The organism is Desulfococcus sp. (genome assembly GCF_041737845.1).
Classification (GTDB): domain Bacteria; phylum Desulfobacterota; class Desulfobacteria; order Desulfobacterales; family Desulfococcaceae; genus Desulfococcus.
The window spans coordinates 1-23,043 of the sequence record NZ_JBGSQX010000116.1 but is presented as its reverse complement, the minus strand read 5'-3'; the positions used below and the strand labels follow the sequence as shown (position 1 = coordinate 23,043).

The 23,043-nt window shown below is 64.1% G+C and carries 21 protein-coding genes; 7 read left to right on the top strand and 14 right to left on the bottom strand.

Features of this window, described 5'->3' with window-relative positions:
* Nucleotides 1-8: 8 nt before the first annotated feature.
* The 4 genes from ACEW8N_RS13580 to hslO form a co-directional block, all read right to left on the bottom strand.
* Nucleotides 9-1,052, bottom strand: a complete 1,044-nt coding sequence (locus ACEW8N_RS13580; protein ID WP_373500372.1) for a KamA family radical SAM protein — start codon at nucleotides 1,050-1,052, stop codon at nucleotides 9-11.
* Entirely contained in the window at nucleotides 1,049-1,753 is a 705-nt protein-coding gene (locus ACEW8N_RS13575; protein WP_373500371.1) for a queuosine precursor transporter, read from the bottom strand. The genes ACEW8N_RS13580 and ACEW8N_RS13575 overlap by 4 nt, the downstream gene beginning before the upstream one ends.
* A 76-nt stretch (nucleotides 1,754-1,829) precedes the next feature.
* On the bottom strand, nucleotides 1,830-3,911 hold the full coding sequence (locus ACEW8N_RS13570; RefSeq protein WP_373500370.1) for an NAD(+) synthase: 2,082 nt from the start codon (nucleotides 3,909-3,911) through the stop codon (nucleotides 1,830-1,832).
* A 22-nt stretch (nucleotides 3,912-3,933) separates the two neighbouring features.
* Nucleotides 3,934-4,812 (bottom strand): Hsp33 family molecular chaperone HslO, encoded by an 879-nt coding sequence (hslO, locus tag ACEW8N_RS13565; protein WP_373500369.1) that lies wholly within the window; start codon nucleotides 4,810-4,812, stop codon nucleotides 3,934-3,936.
* A 257-nt stretch (nucleotides 4,813-5,069) separates the two neighbouring features.
* Between hslO and gap the strand changes: the two genes are divergently transcribed.
* From gap to ACEW8N_RS13545, 4 genes are all read left to right on the top strand, one after another.
* The gene (gap, locus tag ACEW8N_RS13560) at nucleotides 5,070-6,074 is read left to right on the top strand and encodes a type I glyceraldehyde-3-phosphate dehydrogenase (RefSeq protein ID WP_373500368.1); all 1,005 of its coding nucleotides are present in this window, start codon (nucleotides 5,070-5,072) and stop codon (nucleotides 6,072-6,074) included.
* 80 nt (nucleotides 6,075-6,154) lie between these two features.
* On the top strand, nucleotides 6,155-6,838 hold the full coding sequence (locus tag ACEW8N_RS13555) for an HAD family hydrolase (protein ID WP_373500367.1): 684 nt from the start codon (nucleotides 6,155-6,157) through the stop codon (nucleotides 6,836-6,838).
* A gap of 81 nt (nucleotides 6,839-6,919) precedes the next feature.
* The gene (locus ACEW8N_RS13550; RefSeq protein WP_373500366.1) at nucleotides 6,920-7,165 is read left to right on the top strand and encodes a hypothetical protein; all 246 of its coding nucleotides are present in this window, start codon (nucleotides 6,920-6,922) and stop codon (nucleotides 7,163-7,165) included.
* A 37-nt stretch (nucleotides 7,166-7,202) separates the two neighbouring features.
* The gene (locus tag ACEW8N_RS13545) at nucleotides 7,203-8,882 is read left to right on the top strand and encodes an ABC1 kinase family protein (protein ID WP_373500365.1); all 1,680 of its coding nucleotides are present in this window, start codon (nucleotides 7,203-7,205) and stop codon (nucleotides 8,880-8,882) included.
* Between the two features lie 48 nt (nucleotides 8,883-8,930).
* Here the strand turns inward: ACEW8N_RS13545 and ACEW8N_RS13540 are convergent, their stop codons facing one another.
* From ACEW8N_RS13540 to ACEW8N_RS13525, 4 genes are read right to left on the bottom strand one after another with little or no spacing between them, the layout of a single operon-like run.
* Complete coding sequence (locus ACEW8N_RS13540) at nucleotides 8,931-10,355, bottom strand: efflux transporter outer membrane subunit (RefSeq protein WP_373500364.1); 1,425 nt, start codon at nucleotides 10,353-10,355, stop codon at nucleotides 8,931-8,933.
* A gap of 29 nt (nucleotides 10,356-10,384) precedes the next feature.
* Nucleotides 10,385-13,549, bottom strand: a complete 3,165-nt coding sequence (locus ACEW8N_RS13535; RefSeq protein ID WP_373500363.1) for an efflux RND transporter permease subunit — start codon at nucleotides 13,547-13,549, stop codon at nucleotides 10,385-10,387.
* A 12-nt stretch (nucleotides 13,550-13,561) separates the two neighbouring features.
* Entirely contained in the window at nucleotides 13,562-14,746 is a 1,185-nt protein-coding gene (locus tag ACEW8N_RS13530) for an efflux RND transporter periplasmic adaptor subunit (RefSeq protein ID WP_373500362.1), read from the bottom strand.
* A 14-nt stretch (nucleotides 14,747-14,760) separates the two neighbouring features.
* Nucleotides 14,761-15,087 carry a hypothetical protein gene (locus ACEW8N_RS13525; RefSeq protein WP_373500361.1) on the bottom strand — a complete coding sequence of 109 codons (327 nt, stop codon included), beginning with the start codon at nucleotides 15,085-15,087 and terminating at the stop codon, nucleotides 14,761-14,763.
* Nucleotides 15,088-15,341: 254 nt separating this feature from the next.
* Here ACEW8N_RS13525 and ACEW8N_RS13520 point away from each other — a divergent pair, with 254 nt between their 5' ends.
* Nucleotides 15,342-16,889: a sigma-54 interaction domain-containing protein gene (locus ACEW8N_RS13520; RefSeq protein WP_373500360.1), complete on the top strand. Its 1,548-nt coding sequence runs from the start codon at nucleotides 15,342-15,344 to the stop codon at nucleotides 16,887-16,889.
* Nucleotides 16,890-16,990: 101 nt separating this feature from the next.
* Here ACEW8N_RS13520 and ACEW8N_RS13515 read toward each other — a convergent pair whose 3' ends face one another.
* The 4 genes from ACEW8N_RS13515 to ACEW8N_RS13500 form a co-directional block, all read right to left on the bottom strand.
* On the bottom strand, nucleotides 16,991-17,401 hold the full coding sequence (locus tag ACEW8N_RS13515; protein WP_373500359.1) for a DUF2177 family protein: 411 nt from the start codon (nucleotides 17,399-17,401) through the stop codon (nucleotides 16,991-16,993).
* A gap of 7 nt (nucleotides 17,402-17,408) precedes the next feature.
* Nucleotides 17,409-17,927 (bottom strand): DUF2062 domain-containing protein, encoded by a 519-nt coding sequence (locus tag ACEW8N_RS13510; RefSeq protein WP_373500431.1) that lies wholly within the window; start codon nucleotides 17,925-17,927, stop codon nucleotides 17,409-17,411.
* A 231-nt stretch (nucleotides 17,928-18,158) separates the two neighbouring features.
* The gene (locus ACEW8N_RS13505) at nucleotides 18,159-18,851 is read right to left on the bottom strand and encodes a J domain-containing protein (RefSeq protein WP_373500358.1); all 693 of its coding nucleotides are present in this window, start codon (nucleotides 18,849-18,851) and stop codon (nucleotides 18,159-18,161) included.
* Between the two features lie 12 nt (nucleotides 18,852-18,863).
* Nucleotides 18,864-18,992, bottom strand: a complete 129-nt coding sequence (locus ACEW8N_RS13500; protein WP_373500357.1) for a hypothetical protein — start codon at nucleotides 18,990-18,992, stop codon at nucleotides 18,864-18,866.
* Between the two features lie 440 nt (nucleotides 18,993-19,432).
* On the opposite strand from ACEW8N_RS13500, the gene ACEW8N_RS13495 reads away from it, so the two are divergent.
* Both ACEW8N_RS13495 and ACEW8N_RS13490 read left to right on the top strand, forming a co-directional pair.
* Nucleotides 19,433-19,963: a metal-dependent transcriptional regulator gene (locus tag ACEW8N_RS13495; protein ID WP_373500356.1), complete on the top strand. Its 531-nt coding sequence runs from the start codon at nucleotides 19,433-19,435 to the stop codon at nucleotides 19,961-19,963.
* A gap of 289 nt (nucleotides 19,964-20,252) precedes the next feature.
* Nucleotides 20,253-21,521 (top strand): putative sulfate/molybdate transporter, encoded by a 1,269-nt coding sequence (locus ACEW8N_RS13490; RefSeq protein ID WP_373500355.1) that lies wholly within the window; start codon nucleotides 20,253-20,255, stop codon nucleotides 21,519-21,521.
* 60 nt (nucleotides 21,522-21,581) lie between these two features.
* Here ACEW8N_RS13490 and ACEW8N_RS13485 read toward each other — a convergent pair whose 3' ends face one another.
* A complete protein-coding gene (locus ACEW8N_RS13485) occupies nucleotides 21,582-21,812 on the bottom strand; it encodes a hypothetical protein (RefSeq protein WP_373500354.1) in 231 nt (76 codons plus the stop codon).
* 33 nt (nucleotides 21,813-21,845) lie between these two features.
* On the bottom strand, nucleotides 21,846-23,043 hold a 1,198-nt coding region (locus tag ACEW8N_RS13480), incomplete at its 5' end, for a hydantoinase/oxoprolinase family protein (protein ID WP_373500353.1).

The window sequence follows — 23,043 nt, the reverse complement described above, 5'->3', positions numbered from 1 at the left end:
TCGTTAATTTACACGGGATAGGCGACGATCTTTTTATCGAACGTCTTAATATACCATTCGGTATTCCTTTTTTCAAGCACATATTCAGGCAGCAGGGGAATTTTTCCGCCGCCGCCCGGCAGGTCGATCATGTAATGCGGTACGCACATGCCCGACAGATGCCCCCTCAGGGCCGCCATGATCTCCAGCCCCCTTTGGATCCCGGTGCGGAAATGGCCGGTGCCCTTCACCAGGTCCCCATGGTGGATGTAATAGGGCTTGACCCGGATGGTCAGTAGTTTGCGCATGAGCTGTCTCATGGTGTCGGGGTCGTCGTTGACGCCCTTGAGCAGCACCGTCTGGCACCCCAGGGGGATGCCCGCGTCGGCGAGCCGGGCGCAGGCCCGGGCCGAGGCCTCCGTGATCTCGTCCGGATGGTTGAACTGGATGTTGACGAACAGGGGGGCCAGCGCCTTGAGCCTGCGGACCAGGGGTTCGGTCACCCGCTGGGGGAGGGTGCAGGGCACCCGGGTGTGGATGCGGAGGATCTCGACGTGGCGGATCGCCCGGAGCGGCGCGAGGATGCCGTCGATGATCCGGTCGTCCGAGAGCAGGAGGGGATCCCCGCCCGACAGGATGACATCTCGGATCGCGGGGGTTTCCCGGATATACCCGATCCCCGATGCGATGGCGTCGCGGGTGACGGTGAACGGATGCCCCACCCTGCGTTTCCGCATGCAGTGGCGGCAGAACATGGCGCACTGGGACGACACCAGAAAGACTGCCCGGTCGGGATAGCGATGGATCAGGCAGGGCACCGGCGACTGGGCCTCTTCCGCCAGGGGGTCGGCATCGGGAAGGGCGTCGCTCAGTTCGGCCGGGTCCGGGACCGCCTGACGCCACAGGGGGTCTCCCGGTCTGCGGATCAGGGAGAGAAAATAGGGGTTGATCCGCATGGGGTATCGGCGGATGACCGGATCAACGGCTTCCAGGGGCAAAGAGAACCTTCGGCAGAGGTCATCGGCCGTGGTGATGCTCTCCCCGAGAATCTCCTGCCAGGGGCGATCCATCATGCGTCTGTACCGAACAGGCTGAACCGGATGTCGACATCATAGACGTCGATCCCCTCCCGTCGCTTCAGAAAATTGACGACGGCGTAGGTGGCGGGCGTCATGAGGGCTTCGTAGGCCGATTTGACAAGCCACTGGGTGACGACGGCGGCGGCCATGCCCGCCATGGGGATGGTGCCGGCAAAGGCCAGGGTGATGAAGACCGCCGAATCGAGCCCCTGACCCACGAGGGTCGAGCCGATGGTCCGGGTCCAGAGCCAGCGGCCCCGGGTGGCGACCTTCATTCTCGCCAGAACATAGGCGTTGGTGAACTCGCCCACCAGGTAGGCGGCGATGGAGGCGGCGAGGAGGCGCGGGGAATAGCCCAGAATCCGGTCATAGGCGGGCTGGGCGTCCCAGAATCCGGCGGCCGGCAGGAGCCCGCCCATCCAGATGGCCGCGACGGCGATGAGGTTGCAGAAGAACCCGAGCCAGATGACCTGTCGGGCCTGCCGGTATCCGTAGACCTCGGTCAGGATGTCGCCGACGATGTAGCTGACCGGAAAGATGATGACGGCGGCCGGCAGGATCCATCCGGCGACGCTGATCAGCTTGACGGCGATGATATTGGCGGTGATAAGGCAGGTGACGAACAGGGCGGTCGTCATCAGGAACCATTTGGAATAGCGCGCCTCGGGCGCGGTGTGTTTGGATGGGGGGGTCATATGGGTTTCCTTCGAGCGTAAAGAGGTCAGGGTGTCCAACAAAGACGGCCCGTCATACACGGTCCGGCAGAAAATTTCAAGTCGAGCCTTTTTCAACTCGCGGGTCCGGAACCTTTTCCCGGAGTTCCTCAAGCCAGACCGAGGCCTCGGCGTCGCTGGGCGCCCGCCAGTCCCCCCGGGGGGAGAGGGATCCGCCGGAACCCACCTTGGGGCCGTTGGGCATCGCCGACCGCTTGAACTGGCTGATTTTGAAGAAGCGGTAGAGAAAGAGGTCCAGCCATTTCTTGATGGCGGGAAGGTCGTATTGATGTCTTTTTTCCGGCGGGATGAGGTCGGACCACCGGCCCCGCTCGGCGTCCCCCCAGGCGTGGAGGGCGAGGAAGGCGACCTTGCTGGGCCGGAACCCGTAGCGGGTGATGTAGTAGAGATTGAAGTCCTGAAGTTCGTAGGGGCCGATCTTCTCCTCGGTCCGCTGGGCCGGCTGATCGGCATCCGCCGTGAGGGCCGGCACCAGTTCGGGCGATATCTCGGTGTCGAGGACGGCCGTCAGGATGCCGCTCGTCTCCGAATCGAACTGGCGGGTGTCGACCACCCACCGGATCAGGTGCTGGATCAGGGTCTTGGGTACCGAGGCGTTGACGTTGTAATGGGACATGTGATCCCCGACGCCGTAAGTGGTCCAGCCTAAAGCGAGTTCGCTCAGGTCGCCGGTGCCCAGGACCAGGGCGTGGTGGCGGTTGGCCAGGCGGAAGAGATGGGAGGTCCGCTCCCCGGCCTGGACGTTCTCGAAGGTGACGTCGTAGACCGGCTGATCCTGGGCGAAGGGGTGGCCGATGTTCCGCAGCATCTGCATGGCCGACGGCCGGATGTCGATCTCCCCGGCCGAAACCTCCAGGGACGCCATCAGCCTGCGGGCGTTTTCATGGGTGGTCCGGCTGGTGGCGAATCCGGGCATGGTGTAGGCGAGGATGTTTTTCCGGGAGAGGCCCAGGCGGTCCATGGTGCGGGCCGCCACGATCAGGGAGTGGGTCGAGTCGAGGCCGCCGGATACGCCGATCACGAGGCGGTCGATGCCGGAGGCGGCAAGGCGCTTCATGAGGCCGTGGACCTGGATGTTGTAAGCCTCGTAGCAGCGTTCGTCCCGTTTTTCGGTGTCGCTCGGCACAAACGGAAACCGTTCCACCTGCCGGATCAGGGGGATGTCTCCCCTGGGAACCACAAATTCAAAAGGGATGCGGCGGATGCGCGAGAGCCTCTCCCTGTAAATGCCGACGGTGTCGTTGAAGCTCGTCGTCCGCATCCGCTCCTGGACGAGGCGCTCCAGGTCGATATCCGCCAGGACGATCTGCTCGTCGTCGGAGAAGCGCCACGATTCCGCCAGGAGTTCGTTGTTTTCGTAGATCAGGGCGTAGCCGTCCCAGGCCAGGTCCGTGGTCGATTCCCCCGGTCCTGCCGCAGAATAGAGATAGGCGGCCAGGCATCTGCCCGACTGGCCTGCGCAGAGAAGCCGCCGGTACTGGGCCTTGCCCACGGTGATGTTGCTGGCCGAGAGGTTCGCCAGCACCGTGGCGCCGGCCAGGGCGCCGTAAGTGGACGGCGGGATGGGGGTCCAGACGTCCTCGCAGACCTCGACGGCCATGCAGAAGCCGGGGACATTCCCGGCCTCGAAGACCAGGTCGGTGCCGAAGGGGACGGTTTGCCCGAGGAGCCGGACCTCCCGGGACAGGGCGTTCATCCCGGAGGTGAACTGCCGCTTCTCGTAGAACTCCCGATAGTTGGGGAGATAGGTTTTGGGGACGACGCCCAGGATGTTTCCCCGGTAGATCGCCACCGCGCAGTTGAAGAGCTTCCCCTCGAACCGTAGCGGCGCACCCGCCAGGAGCACCGGCGACAGGTCCCGGCTGCCTTCCACAATCCGGGACAGGGCCGATTCCGTGGCCGACAGGAGGGCATCCTGGTGAAAGAGGTCTTCATTGGAGTAGGCCGAGAGGCCCATCTCCGGGAACAGGGCAACGGCGGCATGGGCTTCTGCGGCTTCCCGGGCGAGCTCCGAGATCCGTAAGGCATTGAACACCGGGTCGGCGACCCGGAGCGTCGGGACGCAGACCGCCGCCCGGATGAAGCCGTGGGAATATATGGAATGGAAACGATCGGGCATTCAGTCCTCCGTGGGGCCTCGGTCACGCACGGGAAAGATCGTCGATCAGCCCCTGAATCGCGTCGGCGGCAAAAGAGTAAGGTTTGCGGCAGAATTCGCAGGTCAGTGTGACGGGCTCCTGTGTTTCGATGAGGGTCTCCAGCTCTTTCCGGCCCAGGGCGATGAGGGCCTTCTCCATCCGCCCCCGGCTGCAGGCGCACCGGAAGGCCAGCTCCCGTTTTTCCAGCACGTCCACAGGGATGTCCTTGAAGATCGTGTCGATGATCCCCTCGGGCGCGAGGCCGCCCTGAAGCATTTCGGTGACGGACGGCAGGGTCTTGATGCGCCGCGCCAGAGTTTCGATCACCGCTTCGTCCGCCGGGGGAAGGGTCTGAATCAGGAACCCCCCGGCGGCGGTGATCCCCGAAGGCCCGGCGGAAACCCCCAGCCCCACGGCCGATGGAATCTGTTCCGATTCCAGGAGGTAGAAGGCGATATCCTCCGCGATCTCGCTGGTGTAAAGCCGGACGATGCCCCGGTAGGGCTCCTTCATGTGCAGGTCCCTGGTGACGGTGAGAAACCCCGCCCTTCCGACGGCGCCCGCCACGTCGAACCTGCCGTCCGCGGGCGGCAGGTCCACGTGGGGGTTGCCCGCATACCCCCGCACGCTCCCGTCGCTGTCGGCCTCGACGATGATCTTGCCTATGGGGCCGTTTCCCTCGAACTTGAGTGCCGTCCGCTGCCCGGTTTTCGTCAGGGCCCCCATGAGCGCGCCGCCGGTGAGGGCCCGCCCGAGGGCCACGGCCGCCGTCGGATAGGCGTCGTGGCGAAGGCAGGCCTCCCGGACCAGGCCTGTGGTGACGCAGGCCATGCCGCGAACGTTCTCGTACCGGGCGACGACCCGGACCATGTAGTCTTTCACGAGGTTCTCCCTTGAAGTATGATCTGATATTCCTGAATCTATTATAGCGCACAGGTCAAATGTCAACAGGCAATCTCGGCGGGTTTTCGAAAAAATCACGCCCCGGGGACAGGGGTTCCTGAGAGATGTTAGGGAAACGGGTATTTCGAAACAATCCCGGTCTCGCCCTTTATAAATGTCAAAGGGTGATTATTGTGAGAAAAGCATACGCATCCCCATCCCCATATCGCTGAACGAAATATCCAAAAGGAGAAGTGATGAGCATCAACATCGGTATCAATGGCTTTGGAAGAATCGGCCGCGTGGTGTTCAGGGCCGCCATGAAACACCCGGATGTCAAGGTCGTCGGCATCAACGATCTCACCGACGCCGCCACCATGGCCCATCTGCTCAAGTATGACTCGGTCCACGGCCGGCTGGACGCCGACATCACCGCAAAGAGCGGCGCCATTGTCGTGGACGGCCGGGAGATCCCCTACACCGACATCAAGGACCCGGCCCAGATTCCCTGGAAGGATCTGGGCGTCGATATCGTGGCGGAATGCACCGGACTCTTCCGCGACCGCGCCGGCGCCGGCAAGCACCTGATCGCCGGGGCCCGCAAGGTCATCATCTCCGCGCCGGCCCAGGAGCCCGACATCACCATCGTGATGGGGGTCAACAGCCACGAGTACCGGCCGGACCAGCATCACATCCTCTCCAACGCCTCCTGCACCACCAACTGTCTCGCGCCGCCGGCCAAGGTGCTCCATGAACGTTTCGGCATCACCCACGGCCTCATGACGACCATCCATTCCTACACCGGTGACCAGCGGCTCCTCGATTTTCCCCACAAGGACCTTCGGCGGGCGCGGGCCGCGGCCCTTTCCATGATCCCCACCACCACCGGCGCGGCCAAGGCGGTGGCCCTGGTGCTCCCGGAACTCTCGGGTAAACTCAACGGCCTTGCGATCCGCGTTCCCACGCCCAATGTCTCCCTGGTCGATTTTGTCTGCACGGTGGCGAAATCGGGGGTGACGGTGACCGACGTCAACAACGCTCTCAAGGAGGCTTCCGAGGGAGCGCTCAAAGGCATCCTGGGGTACACCGAGCTTCCCCTGGTGTCGGCGGACTTCAACGGGTGTGAACTGTCTTCCATCGTGGACGGACCCAACACCTACGCCGTCGGCAACATGGTGAAGGTCCTCTCGTGGTATGACAACGAAGTCGGCTATTCGAGCCGGATGGTCGATCTCGCCGCCATGATCGGGGCGTCGCTGTAACCGCGGCGAAACGGATCGGCACGGCCGGAGCTGATTCAACCGGTGCGGATTCAACTCGATACGGAAAGGATGACCCATCCATGACGAGGGGAGACTATCGTGCCGTCATTTTCGACCTGGACGGCACCCTGATCGACTCGGCGGCCGACGTGGGGGACGCCGTCAATCGCGTCCTGGCCGAATCCGGATTTCCCGTACACCCCACGGCGGCGTATTACCGGTTCATGGGCGAAGGCGTGGTCGAACTGATGCGGCGGGCCCTGCCCGGGTCGGCTCGGTCGCCGGAACGGATCCAGGCGGGCGTCCGGGCCTTCTTCCGGGAATACGAAGAGAACTGGTATCATGGGTCCCGGCCCTACCCCGGCATTCCAGCGCTCCTGGACGGGCTGTCGGAAAGGGGCCTCCGGTTCGCGGTCCTCTCCAACAAGCCCCATCCCTTCACCAGGGCGTTTGTGGACCGCTTTCTCCCCGGATGGCGCTTCGAGGCGGTCCTGGGGCAGCGGGACGGCATCCCCCGGAAGCCGGATCCCGCGGGCGCCATAGAGATCGCAGACCGGCTCGGGCTCCCGCCCGATGCCTTCCTCTTTCTGGGAGACACCCCGATTGACATGAAGACGGCCGCAGCCGCCGGGATGCTCCCCGTCGGGGCCTGCTGGGGCTTTCGTCCGGCCCGGGAGCTCACGGAGAGCGGCGCGAGGCTCCTGGTCGAACATCCCATCGATCTCCTGGACATTCTATGCCGACCCGCGTCGCTTATCGTTTGACACCACACCCGCTTTCCGTTACTAAATTTCCATGGAATATCATCAACCGTGTCTGCCAATCCCTGGCCAGGAGTCAAAAAGATGAAAAACGGTCAATGCCCGAAGTGCGGTTCGAAAGAGGTCTATTCCGGGGCGAACATCCCCCTCAAGAGCGGTCCGTTCTCCAGCAACGCCATCCCTTTAGGCCTCACCTCCATGGCCGCGCTGGATAATTATGTCTGCACGGCCTGCGGCCTGGTGGAGAGCTACATCGCCGAATCGTCCAAGCTTGAAGAGGTGGCCCGGCGGTGGGACAAAGTCGACCCGGGGGCCGAAGGCAAAAAATAGCGCGAACCGGGGGTGGCATGACGATGGATCAGACCAGATGAAAGGAATTCGCCGTTTCGGGACCATCAGCCGGGTCCTGGCCAAGCACGGCTATGGGAATGTCGTCGACCGCCTGTTCCGTCGGCCCCGGCCCGGGGCCGACGGCGACGCCGACAAAAGTTCGATTCCCCGGCCGGCGTTCCATTCCCCCGCCCGCATCCGGCGGATGCTCGAGGAGCTGGGCCCGAGTTTCATCAAGCTCGGGCAGCTCATGAGCGTCCGGGCCGATCTTTTCCCGCCGGAATACACCGAAGAATTCAAGAAACTCCAGGACAGCGTGCCGCCGGTCGCGTTCACGGAAATCCGGAGCGTGGTGGAAACCGAACTGGGGTCGCCCGTCGAAGGCATCTTTTCCGAGTTTTCCCCCGAGGCCATGGCCGCCGCATCCGTGGCCCAGGTCCATGAAGCCCGGCTCATGAACGGCGACCGGGTGGCCGTCAAGGTCATCCGGCCGGGCATCGAGAGAAAGATCCGCGAAGACATCCACGTGATGTATTTTTTCGCCGAAAAGCTGGAAAAGGCCTTCGAATTCGCCCGTATCGTCGGCACGGTCAACCTCGTGAAGGAGTTCGAGCGGACGATTTTCCGGGAGCTGGACATGTACATCGAGGGCGGCAACATCGAAAAATTCGCCGCCAACTTCGAGGGCAGCGACGAGATCCATACCGCCCGGGTATACTGGGAGCATACCGCCAGATCGGTCCTGGTCATGGAATATATCGACGGCATCAAGATGGACCAGGTCGAGCGGATCCGGCAGGCGGGCATCGACCCCGGGGCGGTCGCCATGATCGGCCTGCGGTCGTTCTCGCGCCAGTTGATGGATTTCGGCTTCTTCCACGCCGACCCGCACCCCGGCAACACCATCGTCATGTACGACGGCCGCGTCAGCCTGGTCGACTTCGGGATCATCGGATACCTGGACAAAGAGACCATGATGCAGGTGGCCAACATCTTCCTGGGGTATGCCGAGCACGACTACGACATGGTCATGGACGCCTTCCGGGAGGCCGGCCTCATCGATGACGACACCATCGACCTGAGGCGCTTTCGGACGGACCTCAAGGACATGAGCGAACCCTTCTACGGCCGGTCCCTCCAGACCATTTCGGTAAAGGACGTCTACGAGCAGGTCATGCGGCTGGCCTACAAATACCGCATCCGGCTTCCCAGAAACCTCCTGTTGCTGCTCAAGACCTTTGTCCAGACGGAGGCCCTGGGAAAGATCCTGGGCAGCGACGCGAGCATCCTGGAGGTCACCCGGCCCTACGCCCGGAAGCTCCTCCAGCGGGGATACGACGCCCAAAAGCTCCTGAGAAACCTCGGCCGGGACACCCGATCCATGGGCGCCGCCCTGAAGATGATGCCCCGCTTCGCCTATGCCATCCTGAAGCGGACCGCCGAGGGGCGGCACCGCATCGAGGTCCGCCACAACGGCTTCGACCCCATGGTCGGCAGGTTCGAGCGGGGCCTCAACCGGGCCATCGTGGGGCTCATCATCGCCGCATCCACCATCGCAGGCTCCCTGGTGCTCAACTCCCCCGTGGCGGTCATGGACATCAGCCTGGGCGGAATTACCGTCTCCTTAACGACGCTGCTGGGCGTCAGCGGCTACTCCATCGCCACCCTCCTGGGCCTGTGGCTCATCCTCTCCATCTTCCGGTCGGGGAAGATGTGAGAGCAGGCGTCGCGCCGTGCAACGGTCCGATTTGCCGTATCGCCTGGATCAGCCTCTCTTCTTGTCCACGTTGAATTTCCCCGTCCACCCCCCGCCCAGGGCCTTGTAGAGGCGGATGAGGTTTGACGTGACGCTGCCGTCGCTCCGGGCCAGCTCGTCCTGGAAGGAGAGCAGGGACCGCTGGGCGTCCAGAACGCTGGAGAAATCGACCAGGCCGGCCGCATACTGGTCCTGGGCCAGGTCCGCCGCTTGCTGGGCCGCGTCCACCGCATCGAGCAGGCGCTCCCGGCGCATCTGTTCCTCGGCATAGGCGGTCAGGGCGTTTTCCACCTCCTCCAGGGCCGTAAGGACGGCGGCCTCGTAGGCGAACCGGAACCGCTCCGCGACGGCCGTCTGTGCCGCGATGTTGTTCCGGATGGCGCCGGCGTCAAAGACGTTCCACGTGACGCCCGGCCCGATGCTCCAGAAGCGGCTGGCCGACTCTAAAAAGTCGACGGCGTCTATGGATTCCAGGCCGATGGTGCCGAAGAGCCGGAACCGGGGGTAGAGATCGGCCACGGCCTCCCCGATGCGGAAGGTCTCGGCGGCCAGCTCCCGTTCGGCCCTGCGGACGTCGGGCCGCCGCCTCAGGCTTTCGGCCGGCACGCCCACCGCGACGGTGGCCGGGGGCACCGGCACCGGACGCCGTTTTTCGAGGACGGCCTGAAGGGCGCCGGGCGCCTGTCCGGTCAGGACGGCCAGGCGGTTTTTGGCAGAAGCCAGCCCGGTCCTCAGGACGGGGAGCTGGCTTCGGGTGTTTTCGAGGTTGTAGCGGGCCTGCTGGACGGCCAGTTCGTCGCTCAACCCGGCTTCGTATCGCGACCGGATGAGGTCGTATGTGGCCTGCTGGGCCGCGATGTTGGCTTCGGCAACATCCAGCCGGGTCTGGAAGGTCCGGGCCTCCAGGTAATTAAGCCCGATCTCCGCGGTCAGGGAGACCATGACATCCCCGAGGTCCGCCTCGACGGCCCCGAGATCGGCCTCGGCCGCTTCGATGGACCGCCTTACGCCGCCGAAGACGTCAATCTCCCATTCGGCGTCGAACCCGGCCGCGTAGAAATCGTTTTCGTCGCCGCTGCCGCTGCTCTCGCTCCTGCGGATTCGGGAGACGTCGGCTGAGGCGTCAATCTCCGGGAAGAGGCCGGCCCGGCTGATGCCGCGGCGGGCCCGGGCCTCCCGGACCCTTTCCAGGGACTGCTTCAGATCCAGGTTTCCCTCGATGGCCCGGGCCACCAGGTCCGACAGGACGGGGTCGTCCAGGATCCGCCACCACCGGGCCAGGTGATCCGGGTCCGCTGGATCGGGCCTGAGGCCGTCCTGAAGCTGGGTGCTCCAGCCGGCGGGTGCGGCGGCGGAGGGCGGGGCATAGTCCGGCCCCACGGCGGCGCAGCCGGCCGTCAGAAGCAGCAGGGCCGGAATTCCGATTCTCCTCATAAGTCCTGCCTGAAAAAAATGCATGATCCTCATGGGGTTACCTCGCTCCCCGCATCTGCCTTTCGGGGCGACCGATGTTTATGTTTCCACCATCGGGTGGAAGTCTCGCGCATGGTCTGGAAGGCCGCATACAAGCCCGGGATCAGGAAGATGCCCACCAGGGTGGCGGCCACCATGCCGGCGAACACGGTGGTCCCGATGGCCCGACGGCTGTTGGCGCCGGCGCCCGTGGCGACCACCATGGGCAGCACGCCCAAGATGAAGGAAAAGGCGGTCATGAGCACGGCCCGGTACCGCAGGCGGGCGCCGCTGATGGCCGCGTCGGTGATGGAGAGGCCGTTCTCGCGCTCATCCCTCGCGAATTCCACGATGAGAATGGCGTTCTTGGCCGCCAGGCCCACCAAAAGGACCAGACCGATCTGAGCATAGATGGACATGGGCAGCCCCACGGCCAGGAGGCCCGCCAGGGCGCCCAGCGATGCCACGGAGATGGAGAGGATCACCGAGAGCGGAACGGTCCAGCTTTCGTAAAGCCCCACCAGGAAGAGATAGCCGAAGAAGAAGGCCAGGGAAAGCAGGATGGCGGCTTCCCCCCCGATCTGTTTTTCCTGGTAGCTCATGCCGGACCACTCATAGGCGTAGCCGTCGGGCAGGGTTTTCGCCGCGATCGTCTCGACGGCTTCGATGGCCTCGCCGGAACTGACCATGGGGGCCGCGGCGCCGATGAACTGGGCTGTGGAAAACTGGTTGTAGCGGGCCGCCGACTGGGGTCCCAGCACCGTCGACAGGGTCACGAGGCTCGACAGGGGCACCATGTGGCCGTCGTCGCTCCGGACATGAAGGCGGGCGATGTCCTCGACCGAATCCCGGAACGGGGTGTCGGCCTGGACCCTGACCTGGAAGACCCGGTCATACAGGTTGATGTCGTTGACGTAGCGCGATCCCATATGGGCCTGGAGGGTGGAGAACACCCGGCTCACCGGCACCTTGAGGGTTCTGGCCTTGGTGCGGTCCAGGTCGAGGGATAGCTGCGGCACGTTGGCCGAGTAGGTCGAAAAGGCATAGGCGACGGAGGGGTCCTGGTTGAGGGCCGCCATGAGACCCTTGACCACGCCGTCGAGGGCCTGGGGGGACTGGCCTTCCAGGGCCTGGAGCCTCAGGTCGAACCCGCTCGAATTGCCCAGCCCCATGATGGCGGGCGGCATGAAGGCGTTGATGTTGGCCCCCGGAGTGGCGAAGGCGATCTGCCGGATTTTGTTCAGAACGGCGCCGACCTGGCGATCGGGGGTGGTCCGCTCGCCCCAGGGCGCAAGCCCCACGAAGGCGAGGCCCACGTTTTCGCCGGAGCCGCTCATGATGCTGAATCCGCGGATCCCGATGACGAAATCCACGCCGCCGATCGCCTTGATCCGGGCCGAAAGCGCGTCCACCAGCTCGGTGGTCCGCGTGAAGGCGGCCGCCTCGGGGAGTTGAACATCCACGATGATGAAGCCCTTGTCCTCTTCGGGCAGGAAGCTGGTGGGCAGCATGCCGAAGAGCCGCCACGCCCCGAAGCCCACGATGGCCAGGACCAGGACGGCAAGGATGAATTTTCGGGCGAGCCAGCCGGACACGGCCACATAGAGGTTCCTGGATCCGGCGAGGGCGCGGTTGAACCAGGCCAGGGGGCCGCGGCGGATGGTCCGGGGCGGCCGGAGGAGGACGGCGCACAGGGCCGGGCTCAGGGTGAGGGCGTTCACCGAGGAGAGGAGCACCGCCACGGAGATGGTCACGGCGAACTGGCGGTAGAGCTGGCCCGTGATGCCGGGCAGGAAGCCTACCGGCACGAACACGGCCAGGAGGACCAGGGTGGTGGCGATGATCGGCCCGGTCACCTGCTCCATGGAACGGACGGCAGCCGTTTTGGCGGCGAGCCCCTCCTCCTGCATGATCCGCTGGACGTTTTCCACCACCACGATGGCGTCGTCCACGACAAGGCCGATGGCCAGGATCAGGGCGAAGAGGGTGACGGTGTTGGCGGAATATCCCAGGGCCATGAGCAGGGCGAAGGTGCCGATCAGCGAGACCGGTATGGTCAGGGTAGGAATCAGGGTGGCCCGCCAGTCCTGGAGGAAGAGGAAGGTCACGGCGACCACCAGCACGAAGGTGAGGGTCAGGGTGAAGGTGATCTCCTCGATGGTCGATTCCACGAACCGGGTGGCGTCGTAGATGACGCCGTAGCTCACCCCCGGGGGCAGGCGGGATTCGAGGTGTTTGAGTTCGGCCTTCACGCCGGCCATGGTCTCGAGGGCGTTGGAGCCGGGGGACTGGTACACGGCCAGGGGCACCCCCGTCCGGCCGTTCAGGGAGTCGTCCGACGCGTAATTGCCGCTGCCCAGCTCCACCCGGGCGACGTCCTTCAGCCGGACGATGCCGCCCTGGGCGTTGGTCTCGATGACGATCTCCTCGAATTCCGCCACGGTGGAGAGGCGCCCCCGGGCCTGGATGATGTACTGCACCTGCTGCCCGGGGGGCGCCGGCGCCGTGCCTACGGCCCCCGCGGCTGCCTGGAGGTTCTGCTGCTGGATGGCGCCGATGACGTCGTCCGCGGTGAGCCCCAATGCGGTCAGGCGCTCCGGATCCATCCAGACCCGCATGGTGTAGTCGTGGGAACCGAATGGCGTGGCGTCGCTGACGCCGCCCACCCGCAGGAGGGCGTCCCGGATGTTGATGCTGACCCAGTTGGACAGGGGCAGGATGTCCGTGCTGCCGTCCTCGTAGTAGAAGAAGATGACGCCCAGCATGTCCGAGGAGCGCTTGCGGACCGAGATGCCCTGCTCGGTCACCTGGGGCGGCAGCTTGGACTGGGCCTGCTGGACGCGGTTCAGGACGTTGACCTGGGCGATATTCGAATCCGTGCCTGCGGCAAAGGTGACGGAGAGCCTGTAGCTGCCGTTGTTGGTGGAGGAGGACGCCATGTAGAGCATGTCGTCCACGCCGTTGATCTGGGCCTCCAGGGGCGCCGCGACGGACGCCGCCACCTCTCCGGCGTTGGCGCCCGGATAGGCGGCCTGGACCTGGATTTCCGGCGGCACGATATCGGCAGGGTATTCTGCAACCGGGATGTTGAAGAGGGCCAGAAGACCCGCGAAGGTGATCACCAGGGAAATCACCATCGAAAGCCGGGGCCGGTCGATGAATATTTTGGAAAACATCTTCGGATCTCCCTATCGCTTGTCCGCCGTGACGGGATTGACGGCCTGGCCCGGCCGCACCTTCTGGACGCCCGAAACGATGACGGTCTCGCCGGCCATGAGGCCCGACGACACCGCCCAGTCGGTGTCGACCGGGGCCCCGGTGGTGATGCGGCGCTGCTGCGCCCGGCTCTCGCCGTCCACCACGAACACATACCGTCCGTCCCGGTCTTCCAGGACCGCGGATTGGGGCACCACCGGCATCTTCCGGGGGTTGCTGAGGCTGAGCAGGACGGTGACATACTGGCCCGGGAGGAGGATGCCGTCCGGGTTGTCGAAGATCGCCCGCACCGCGATGGTGCCGGTGGCGGGGTCCACCTCGTTGTCGGAAAAGTCGAGGCGGCCGGGGATCTCGTACATGGCGCCGTTGCCGAGGCGGATTTGGGGGACCAGGCGGGCTTTCATCTTCTCTTCGTCCACCCCCTCCGCCGTTGATTTCAGGCGAACGCTCACCAGATCGGTTTCACTCACCGAATAGACCACCCGGATCGGATCCAGTTGAACGATTCGCCCCAGGATGCCGGAGTCCGGCCCGACCAGGTTGCCCGAGGTGATGTTGGTGGCCCCGATGCGCCCGGTGATCGGGGCCTCGATGGTGGTGTATTCCAGATTCAGCCGGGACAGGGCCAGGTTGGCGGTGGCGGCATCCACCTGGGCCTGGGCTTCCTGTTCGTTCGCCTGCGCCGTTTCCAGATCGGTTTTGGAGACGCCGCCTTTCCGCACCGACTGGAGGCGCTCCCGGTACTGCCGGGCCTTGGCGAGGGCGGCTCGGGCCTCGGCGATCCTGGCCTGATCCGCGTCCATCCGGGCTTTGTAGGCGGCCTGCTCGATGACGTATAGCCGTTCGCCCGACTTCACCCTGCCGCCCTCCCTGAACTTGACCTGCTCCAGGGTTCCCTCCACGCGGGCGCGCAGGTCCACGGCCTGGATCGCTTCGACCCTCCCCACGTACGTCATGGGCGGATTGACCGTTTTTTCGGCGATGACGGCGACGCTCACCACCGGCGGAGGCATCTGGGGCGGACCGGCCTTGGGCGGCGCGGCCAGTGCCCCGTTTACCCGGCAGAGAACCATCAGGGCCAGAACGGGCAGCATGCACCCGGGGAGCGCGCCGAGGCCGGGGCGTCCCGTGTTACTCTCCGATCGTGTTGTATTCATCTGATCCCTTTCTGTTAAGGTTGATCCTCTTTGCCGGCCGGCAGCCAGACGCCATGATGCACGAGGCCGAGCTCCTTCAGGAGTTCGGACAGGCAGAGGGCTTCCTGGGATTTGCATCCCTCGCGGGAAACAGGCGGCCGCCACATGTGGATCGCCCAGTCCCCCTCCACCGCGGCATTGCGGAAGAGGGAGAAGCGAACTGCCGGGGATCGCCCGGCCGTGCGCTCCAGCACGTCCATGATCTTCATCCGGTCCGCCGGATCGTAGAGGCGGATGCTGATGATTTCCAGACATCGCTCCGACCGATATCCGCTCTCCTGCTGCGATCGCTTCTTTTTCATGCCTGTGCGCTCCCTTTTCAGGCTGCCGCATGTCCTGCGTTGCCCCGAGGCTTTCTCGGCGGCGCTGCGGGGTGTCCGAAGGCCTGGCGGGTCTTGTTGTAAGCGATAATCATGCCATATTGTTATCATGTTTGATTACAAATAGTTGAAGTCTGGCGGGCTATCTGGATATCAAATCCGATAGAAAATAACTGTTGCATGTGGTACTTTAAACAAAAAATGGTATATACGGCAGATACAGGGAGCCCGGTCACATGGATGACATGATCTTTTTTCACGAGGGAACGGTGAGGATCTGCGGCAGCCTCGATCTCAAGGAGGCCCTCGGGGACTGCTTTGTCTACCTCAAGCGGCACATCCCCCTGGAGCTCGTGGATCTCTCCATCTTCGATCCGGAGATCGGGGGCATCCGGGTTCTGGCCCGGCATGCCGATTTCGACGTGGCCCACGATATCAGCGCACCGGTCCGGCTGTCCCGGGCAGCCATCGACTACATCCAGTCGGGCACGGGAAAGATCGTGCGGATCGACTCGGCGAACCTGTCCGCGCCATCGAGGGAGATGGCCGCCGCCCTGGGCATCTCCGATTTTACGGGCATCGGCATGACCCTGGGCATCGGCGGGGCGGCCCTGGGGTTTGTCGGCGCTGTCGCAAGGGGCCGCAGGAGGTTCACCGAGAAGCATGCCCGGCTCATGTCCCTCCTTCACGACCCCTTCGCCATTGCCATGTCCAACCACCTGCGGTACCGCGAGGTGCTCCGCCTCCAGGAACTCCTCGCCGACGATAACCGGTACCTCCACCGGGAGCTGCACCGGATATCGGGAAACGAGATCGTCGGGGAGGACTTCGGCCTGAAGGGGGTCATGGAGATGGTCCGGCAGGTCGCCCCCCTGGACAGCAACGTCCTCCTCCTCGGGGAGACGGGCGTGGGCAAGGAGGTTGTCACCAATGCCATCCATTACCTTTCGCCCCGCCGGAACGGTCCGCTCATCAAGGTCAACTGCGGGGCCATCCCCGAAGGCCTCATCGACAGTGAACTTTTCGGGCACGAAAAGGGGTCGTTCACCGGCGCCACGGCCATGCGGCGGGGCCGTTTCGAGCGCGCCCACACCGGAACCCTGTTCCTCGACGAGGTGGCCGAACTGCCGCCGGCGGCGCAGGTGAGGCTCCTGCGGATTCTCCAAGAGCGCCGGATCGAGCGGGTGGGCGGCGCCAAACCGGTCCCCGTGGATGTCCGCGTCATCGCCGCCACCCACCGGAACCTGGCCGCCAGGGTCGAGGCGGGCGGCTTCCGGGAGGATTTGTGGTACCGGATCAATGTCTTTCCCATCACCATTCCGCCATTGCGGCACCGGAAGGCGGATATTCCCGCCTTCGTCTACCATTTCATCGACCGCAAGGTCCGCGAGTTGAACCTCACGCACCGGCCGTCGCCCGCGCCGGGCGCCGTTGAACGCCTCCAGCGCTACGACTGGCCCGGCAACGTCCGGGAGCTGGAAAATGCCGTGGAGCGCGAGCTGATCCGGAACCAGGCCGTGAACCCCGGCGGGCTCCTCCGGTTCGACGACGCGGCCGCGCCCGTTTCCGCGCCGCCCCCTCTGACCCGGGGGTCTATCGAGCCCGGCGACGCCGCCCTGGAACTGGACGAAGCGGTTCGGAGGCATGTCGCGCGGGTGCTCGGCATTACTGGCGGAAAGGTCCAGGGGCCCAAAGGCGCGGCGGCCCTTCTGGGCCTGAACCCCAGCACCCTGAGGCATCGCATGCGGAAGCTGGGAATACCGTTCGGAAGGGGGGGGAAATGAAACGTCTGCCGCCCGGGCGAGCCTTTATGCAGAACATCGGAAAATGGCTGCTGCTTCTGGCCTGGTTCTGCGCGCCGGGCGGGCTCAAGGTGATGTCCGTTTCAGGGTTGCAGCCAACGGCCAACCGAGTATCCGCCCGCGGAGACGATGACGCACAGGACGACACCCCAGGCGATATCCACCGGGACCAGGGCGGGGGGCCAATCGCGAATCAGCGCGTAATTGGTCAGCTCATAGGTGGCATAGGTGAAAAAACCGTACAGGCCGCCCATCACGACGGCGCTGGAAAGCGAGCCCCGGTTTATCGCAGGCGCAATCGAGAAGATCATCAGCCCCACGATGTACATCAGGTAAAAGGCGATGGCCGCCGGCCAGTTGACCCGCTGGCTGAGCAGCTCCCCAAGTTGGCGGTGATAAAACGATTGGGCCGCCCATCCGAGCCAGATGAAATCCACAATGATAAAAACGAAGAAACTGGCCGCGTAGACGATGCTGAGCTTATAGAAGTCCATGGTAAGGTCATCCTTTCGATTGTCGAGCATCCAGGGGTTGAGGGTTCCGTGAAGCGGGCGTGTCGGCCGTCAATCGGCTGCTGCGGCGCAGAATCAGCCGAAGGAGATAGTACAGGAACACCGCAGCCGGGAGGCTGACGAGGCCCCAGGCCGCAATGGCGCGCAGCGTCGTATCCCACAGATGCAGGACCGTTTCCCCGGGCTCGCTTTTGAACATCGCGATCAACTGCGTTCCCGACAAGGGGATCGGCTCGATGTCGAACAACCAGGCCCCAAAATGAAAAAACGGAATCAGCAATGCAATTTGAAGGGGATACACGAGGTAATTGACCACCTGCATGGCTGGCAGATTCAGCCGCAGAAAAAGTGCCGCGACGGTGCAGAGCAGCGTCGTGGAACCGATCACCGGAAAGACGCCGATGACGACCCCGACAGCCATGCAGAGGGCAAGCTTTTCCGGAGAGATGCCCTGTCGGAGCAGTTTTACGATTGGATCGATCACTTTTTGCTGCAACAGCCTTCGCATCATCATCCCTCCCGACGCCACCCGAAAAAAGCATGCGTGAATTTGTGCGCACCCTGAAAAACCACCCTAAATATAGGTCGCCTTTGCCGGGTTTCCAGTGGGCGGCGATGCCAAATGTCGGGCGGGGTTGAGAGGGTGCCGGGGAGCGCTGATCCCGAACCTTATTGAAGGAATCCTGTCCGTGTCAACGAGCAGAAATCCCTCCGAAGGCGGTCGACGGCGTCAGACTGTTCAGAAGACGTCGGCAGGATGGAACCGGACCGTCAGGTGAAGGCCCTGCATCCCGAGGGGCGCCAGGGAAACCGTGACGGCGTGATCCCGTGCGAGACCCGGCGGGAAGGGGATGCGCACCGGCGTCTCTCCGGAAATCACGCCCCTGCCGGCGCACGGGCGGCAGACATGAAAACCCCCCCCGCCAAGGCCCCCGCATTCGGGACAGACGGCGCGTACGGGAATCATCACCGCCACGCTTCCGCCGCGCGCGGCTTGTTCGCGTGTCAGGGGCACCTCGACGGCCAGGTTTTCCATCCCCCGGAACCCGGCCCGTACCCGGCGGAAAAAGGGGTGCCCGGGGGATGGGGATGGGTCTTCTATACGCGGCCCATGGGTCTGGAACGATCCGATGGGCGTGATATTCCCAAGATGCGGAGGGCGCTGTTTCGGGATGAGGGGTTCCGGCGATGGACGGGGGGCATGCCCCCACGCGGGGTTTTCCAGGCGCTGCCGAAGGCTCTTTTCATATTCTCTCCGCCGGCGGTCGTCTCCTAAAACGGCGTAGGCTTCCTGGATCTGGATGAACGGCTCGCTCCCGCCCTCGAAATGGTCGGGATGGAACTCCTTGACCAGCCGGCGGTAGGCCGAACGGATCTCTTCGGGAGAGGCATCGGCGGTGACGCCTAAAATGGCGAAATAGCTGTTGGCCATGATCCCGCTCCATCAAAATTTTTCGGCCGCATGGCGCCGTCCGGGGTTGCACCGGCGGCTGTGGTGCACGGGGACGATGCTGCCGGCATTTTCGTCTTTCTTCTTGAAGCAATTCCAGGGAGGCGGTTTTTTGATATCCATGGGGGACCTCCTTGAATGATGTCTGCACCCAAAAAACATTATTGATAGCTTTTTTAGTAAGATAGTAATAAACCCGTTGCGGGTGTCAAGGGGTATTGCAATTTTTTACATCAGCATGACCACATTGAATTCATGGATTTAAATCGGTTTTAAGGAACCTGTCACCGGGCGCAGGCGAAGAACGCAATTAGTTGAAAAGATGGACGGTTCAGGATGCCATCCTGCGCCTTGATGGTCCAACCGGCGCATCGCCGGCCGCAGGACGGGGTTGACGTGTGGACAGCCTGAAAATATGGCCTCCCAAACATTTTTTGCCGGTAGGGTAACAATCTTGTGAGGCTGATAAAATATTTGACACATCATTGGTTGTATGCGATCTTTTGAGCCATCGCGTCGTCGATCCACATCCATACTCCCGCCGAGAAACGAGAGAGGGAACCATGGAAGGGCTTTCCGAAAACCTGGAAAATTATCTGGAAACGATCCTGGAGCTGCAGCGGGGAAACACCGTCGCCCGGGTCAAGGACATTGCAGAGAAGATCGGTGTCCTGAGCGGCACCGTTACGTCCGCCCTGAGAACTCTATCCGACAAGGGGCTGATCAACTACAAGCCATACAGCTTCATCACCCTGACGGCCGAAGGGGAAAAAATCGCGGTGGAAATCCTGAGGCGGCATCACGTCATCAAGGATTTTCTGCACAGCGTCCTGCTGCTGGATGAAGGCCGGGCGGAGGAGAACGCCTGCAGGATGGAGCATGCCATGGACAAGATCGCCATCAACCGCCTCGTGCAGTTCATCGAGTATGTGCACAAATGCCCGCGCGCCGGGGATGACTGGATCGCCAATTTCAAGACCTTTTTCTCCCGGGAGAAGATCACCGGGGCCAGCTGCTCTGAATGCATCGAAAAAAGCCTGGAGAACTGCGGCTTGAAACAAACCCTCCCCGACGATTCCGGCACCCCCGCCTGACCGGCCATTTTCTCCGGCCTTCCCTGGCTGTGAACCTCCGGCGCTTCTCTTCCTCAGCAGCCTCGTCTTCATGGTCTGCCCGATTTCCCGGTTGACCCCGGGGATCATCCACCCCGGCATCCCGGTTCACGATGCTCGAAAACCTCTCCTGGTCAACGCCTCTGCGTGGGCCGATCTCCTTTTTTGCAGACAGCCCTGAAAAACTTGACAAGGCCCTCGGAAAACCGTTACAGACTACTATCACGATAATTATTATAATCGTGCTGTTTTCAACAGAAGCGAGGTGATCATGATGGAAAAGGGAGTCGAAAACGAAAAGCGTCATTCCCGCGGCTCATCCGACCCGGGCCGGCGATCCGAGGGGCTTGCGACCGCCGCCGGGGGCCGAAGCCTCCGGTTCGACCGGGTGGAGCTGGCCGGCGCCTTCGGGGACCTGGGGACGATGCTCCCCATCGTCATCGCCATGATCCTGATCAACGGCCTGAGTCCCACCACCGTTTTTCTGGCCTTCGGGCTCTTTTATCTCCTTTCGGGATTCTATTACGGGCTCCCGGTGCCGGTTCAGCCGCTCAAGGCGGTGGGCGCCATCGCCATCGCCTACCCGGCGATCATCACGGAATCGGTGATCGGGGCCTCGGGCATCATTTTCGGCGCGCTGCTGCTGGTGCTCTCCCTCACCGGCCTGGTGGACCGGATCGCGAAGCTCTTTTCCCAGGCAGTGGTCCGGGGGATCCAGTTGACCCTGGGCCTCATCTTTCTCAAAAAAGGCATCGAACTGATCGTATCGCCCGACCTCTTCATCTCCGGCATTCAGGGAAGACTCGCCGGATACCCTGTCAATCTCATCATCGGATTCGCCGTCTTCGCCCTGATCTTATTGCTGCTGGATAACCGGCGGTTTCCGGCGGCCCTGGCCGCCCTGGCCCTTGGCATCGCCGCGGGGCTGGCCCTGGGCGGGCTCGGCGGCCGATCCCTGTCCATCGGCCCGACCGGCATGGACCTCATCCGCCCCTCCGCCGGAGATTTCTGGACCGCCTTCATCATGCTCATCCTGCCCCAGATCCCCCTCACCATCGGAAACGCCTGCGTCGGTACGGCGGACACCTGCGCCACCCTCTTTCCGAAAAACCCCCTCCTCCCCAAGGCCAGCGCCGGAAAATTCGCCCTGACCATGGGCCTCGTCAATTTCCCCGCCGGCTTTTTCGGGGCGGTGCCCATGTGCCACGGCACCGGGGGGCTTGCGGCCCATTACCGCTTCGGCGCCCGGACCGGCGGCGCCCCGGTCATGATCGGCTTTTTTTTCGTCCTCATGGCTTTGGTCCTGGGCGAACTGGGATTCACCCTCCTGGCCCTCATCCCCAATTCGGTCCTGGGGGTTCTCCTGGTCTTCGCCGGCCTCGAGCTCTGCCCGCTGCTCCGGAGCCTCAAGACCAACGAGGAGTATTTCGTCGCCCTGCTGATCGCGGGCATCGCCCTGGCCGTGCCCAACATGGCATGGGCCTTCGGTGCCGGCATCCTGGTCGATCTCTTCATCCGGAAGGTCAAGGTGCGCATATGAGCGCCGGGGGCTGCGCCCGGGGGATCATCAAGGGGTTCGAGGAATTCCGGTCGGCCGGCCTCAATACCCCCAGGCCCTCGCCCGCCCCTTCTGGCCGTCACCCGGGTCCGGCTGGACGAGCCGGATCGCGTGTTCGAGGTGCCTGTCGGGGCTGGGCCGCTTCGGTATCAACGCCCAGCTCATCACGCCCGGGGGCTGCGCCGGCCGGCTGGGGAGCCCGGTCACCGAAGCGGTGCTGGGCGACCCCCCGCTGATCGGCGATACGGAGCCCCGCCTCCACAAGCGCGGCATGCTGAACCCCGGCCGAGTCCGCGCCGCCCCGGTTCAATCCCCCTGGAGCACCCGGTCGGGGCGTCCGACCAGGGTGGCCGAGATGACCCGGCCGATGAAGATCTCGGCGCCGCCGGCGGCCCTGGGGACCTGGTCCTCGGTGACGAGTTCGACCCTCCGGGTGCTGGTGCCGGAGACGGCGGCCTGGTCCCGGACCATGGCGACGAGCCGGTCCCGGGCGTATTCGTCGGCCGCCTCGAACTGCCGGAACTGCCGGGTGCCGGGGATGCCTTCGATGAGGAAGCCGCCGGCCTGGTCCGGAATGATGCGGACATGGCGTTTGACCACCACGTCGCTCGTGATGGCGCCGATGGCGTTGGCCACGTCCGCATCGGGCGGCAGCACTGCCTTGGCGCCTAACAATTCGGCGGCCCGGGGCAGGAAATAGTGGATGGGGGCCCCGATCCCCACGATGGGGTGCTTCAGGTCGATCCGGACGCGGTAATGATCGCTGCCGCCGGCGAACAGGTTCTCGACCAGGGTCCGGCAGACGGGGCAGGTGTGGATGGCGTCCGGATCGGTTTCGCCGTCCAGTTCGCGTTTGAGCAGCTCCAGCGCCAGCTCCCGGACAACCTTTTCCAGCATCGCTTGCGCCATCTCCAACACGTCCGTCCTCGCCTGGGCGGCGTAGATCGCGGCGTACCGAGCCGCCGTCCGGCCGTCCCACCGGTCGAAGCGGCCGGTGATGTGGAGCAGGTCCGTCGGTGTGAGGCCACAGCGCTGGATGACGGCGTATTCCTCGAGCCGCCGGATGGGCAGGGCCCGCTCGATCATGGCCCCGGTCCGTTCAAGGAGTTCATCGATGCTGCAGGGCCGGGCGGTCAGGAGGGCTATGATCTCCCGCTCCGGGCCGGTGAGGTCCATATCCCCGGCGGCCCCGTTGAGCGCCAGCACCTGCATGCCCCGGGTCGATGACGCATAGCGGTGGATGCGGCTTTCCAGGTAAGTGACGGCCGGGTCCGTCCCCGGGTGATGGGCGCCCAGCCAGGCCATGGGGGCCACGCGCCGCGGACCGATCACCGTCTCTCCCTTCTCCATCTGGATCAGGCTGTCGCCGCCCAGGCCCCGGGTGCGGATTTCCAGGGCCTTCACGTGGGTCATGTGGCCGCCCACGTTGGAGCCCCTGTCGCACACGGAGACCGCGCCGCCTGCGAGGGCCGCCGTGTCCGTGGTGGTCCCGCCCATGTCCACC

What these genes read in the sequence shown, in the direction of transcription:
- ACEW8N_RS13570 (WP_373500370.1), bottom strand. Translation starts at nt 3,911, where the DNA reads ATGCCCGATCGTTTCCATTCCATATATTCCCACGGCTTCATCCGGGCG.
- gap (WP_373500368.1), top strand. Translation starts at nt 5,070, where the DNA reads ATGAGCATCAACATCGGTATCAATGGCTTTGGAAGAATCGGCCGCGTG.
- ACEW8N_RS13490 (WP_373500355.1), top strand. Translation starts at nt 20,253, where the DNA reads ATGATGGAAAAGGGAGTCGAAAACGAAAAGCGTCATTCCCGCGGCTCA.
- ACEW8N_RS13575 (WP_373500371.1), bottom strand. Translation starts at nt 1,753, where the DNA reads ATGACCCCCCCATCCAAACACACCGCGCCCGAGGCGCGCTATTCCAAA.
- ACEW8N_RS13515 (WP_373500359.1), bottom strand. Translation starts at nt 17,401, where the DNA reads ATGGACTTCTATAAGCTCAGCATCGTCTACGCGGCCAGTTTCTTCGTT.
- ACEW8N_RS13530 (WP_373500362.1), bottom strand. Translation starts at nt 14,746, where the DNA reads ATGAATACAACACGATCGGAGAGTAACACGGGACGCCCCGGCCTCGGC.
- ACEW8N_RS13495 (WP_373500356.1), top strand. Translation starts at nt 19,433, where the DNA reads ATGGAAGGGCTTTCCGAAAACCTGGAAAATTATCTGGAAACGATCCTG.
- ACEW8N_RS13540 (WP_373500364.1), bottom strand. Translation starts at nt 10,355, where the DNA reads ATGAGGAGAATCGGAATTCCGGCCCTGCTGCTTCTGACGGCCGGCTGC.
- ACEW8N_RS13500 (WP_373500357.1), bottom strand. Translation starts at nt 18,992, where the DNA reads ATGGATATCAAAAAACCGCCTCCCTGGAATTGCTTCAAGAAGAAAGAC.
- ACEW8N_RS13555 (WP_373500367.1), top strand. Translation starts at nt 6,155, where the DNA reads ATGACGAGGGGAGACTATCGTGCCGTCATTTTCGACCTGGACGGCACC.
- ACEW8N_RS13485 (WP_373500354.1), bottom strand. Translation starts at nt 21,812, where the DNA reads ATGCCGCGCTTGTGGAGGCGGGGCTCCGTATCGCCGATCAGCGGGGGG.
- ACEW8N_RS13580 (WP_373500372.1), bottom strand. Translation starts at nt 1,052, where the DNA reads ATGATGGATCGCCCCTGGCAGGAGATTCTCGGGGAGAGCATCACCACG.
- ACEW8N_RS13520 (WP_373500360.1), top strand. Translation starts at nt 15,342, where the DNA reads ATGGATGACATGATCTTTTTTCACGAGGGAACGGTGAGGATCTGCGGC.
- ACEW8N_RS13525 (WP_373500361.1), bottom strand. Translation starts at nt 15,087, where the DNA reads ATGAAAAAGAAGCGATCGCAGCAGGAGAGCGGATATCGGTCGGAGCGA.
- ACEW8N_RS13550 (WP_373500366.1), top strand. Translation starts at nt 6,920, where the DNA reads ATGAAAAACGGTCAATGCCCGAAGTGCGGTTCGAAAGAGGTCTATTCC.
- ACEW8N_RS13545 (WP_373500365.1), top strand. Translation starts at nt 7,203, where the DNA reads ATGAAAGGAATTCGCCGTTTCGGGACCATCAGCCGGGTCCTGGCCAAG.
- ACEW8N_RS13510 (WP_373500431.1), bottom strand. Translation starts at nt 17,927, where the DNA reads ATGCGAAGGCTGTTGCAGCAAAAAGTGATCGATCCAATCGTAAAACTG.
- ACEW8N_RS13505 (WP_373500358.1), bottom strand. Translation starts at nt 18,851, where the DNA reads ATGGCCAACAGCTATTTCGCCATTTTAGGCGTCACCGCCGATGCCTCT.
- ACEW8N_RS13535 (WP_373500363.1), bottom strand. Translation starts at nt 13,549, where the DNA reads ATGTTTTCCAAAATATTCATCGACCGGCCCCGGCTTTCGATGGTGATT.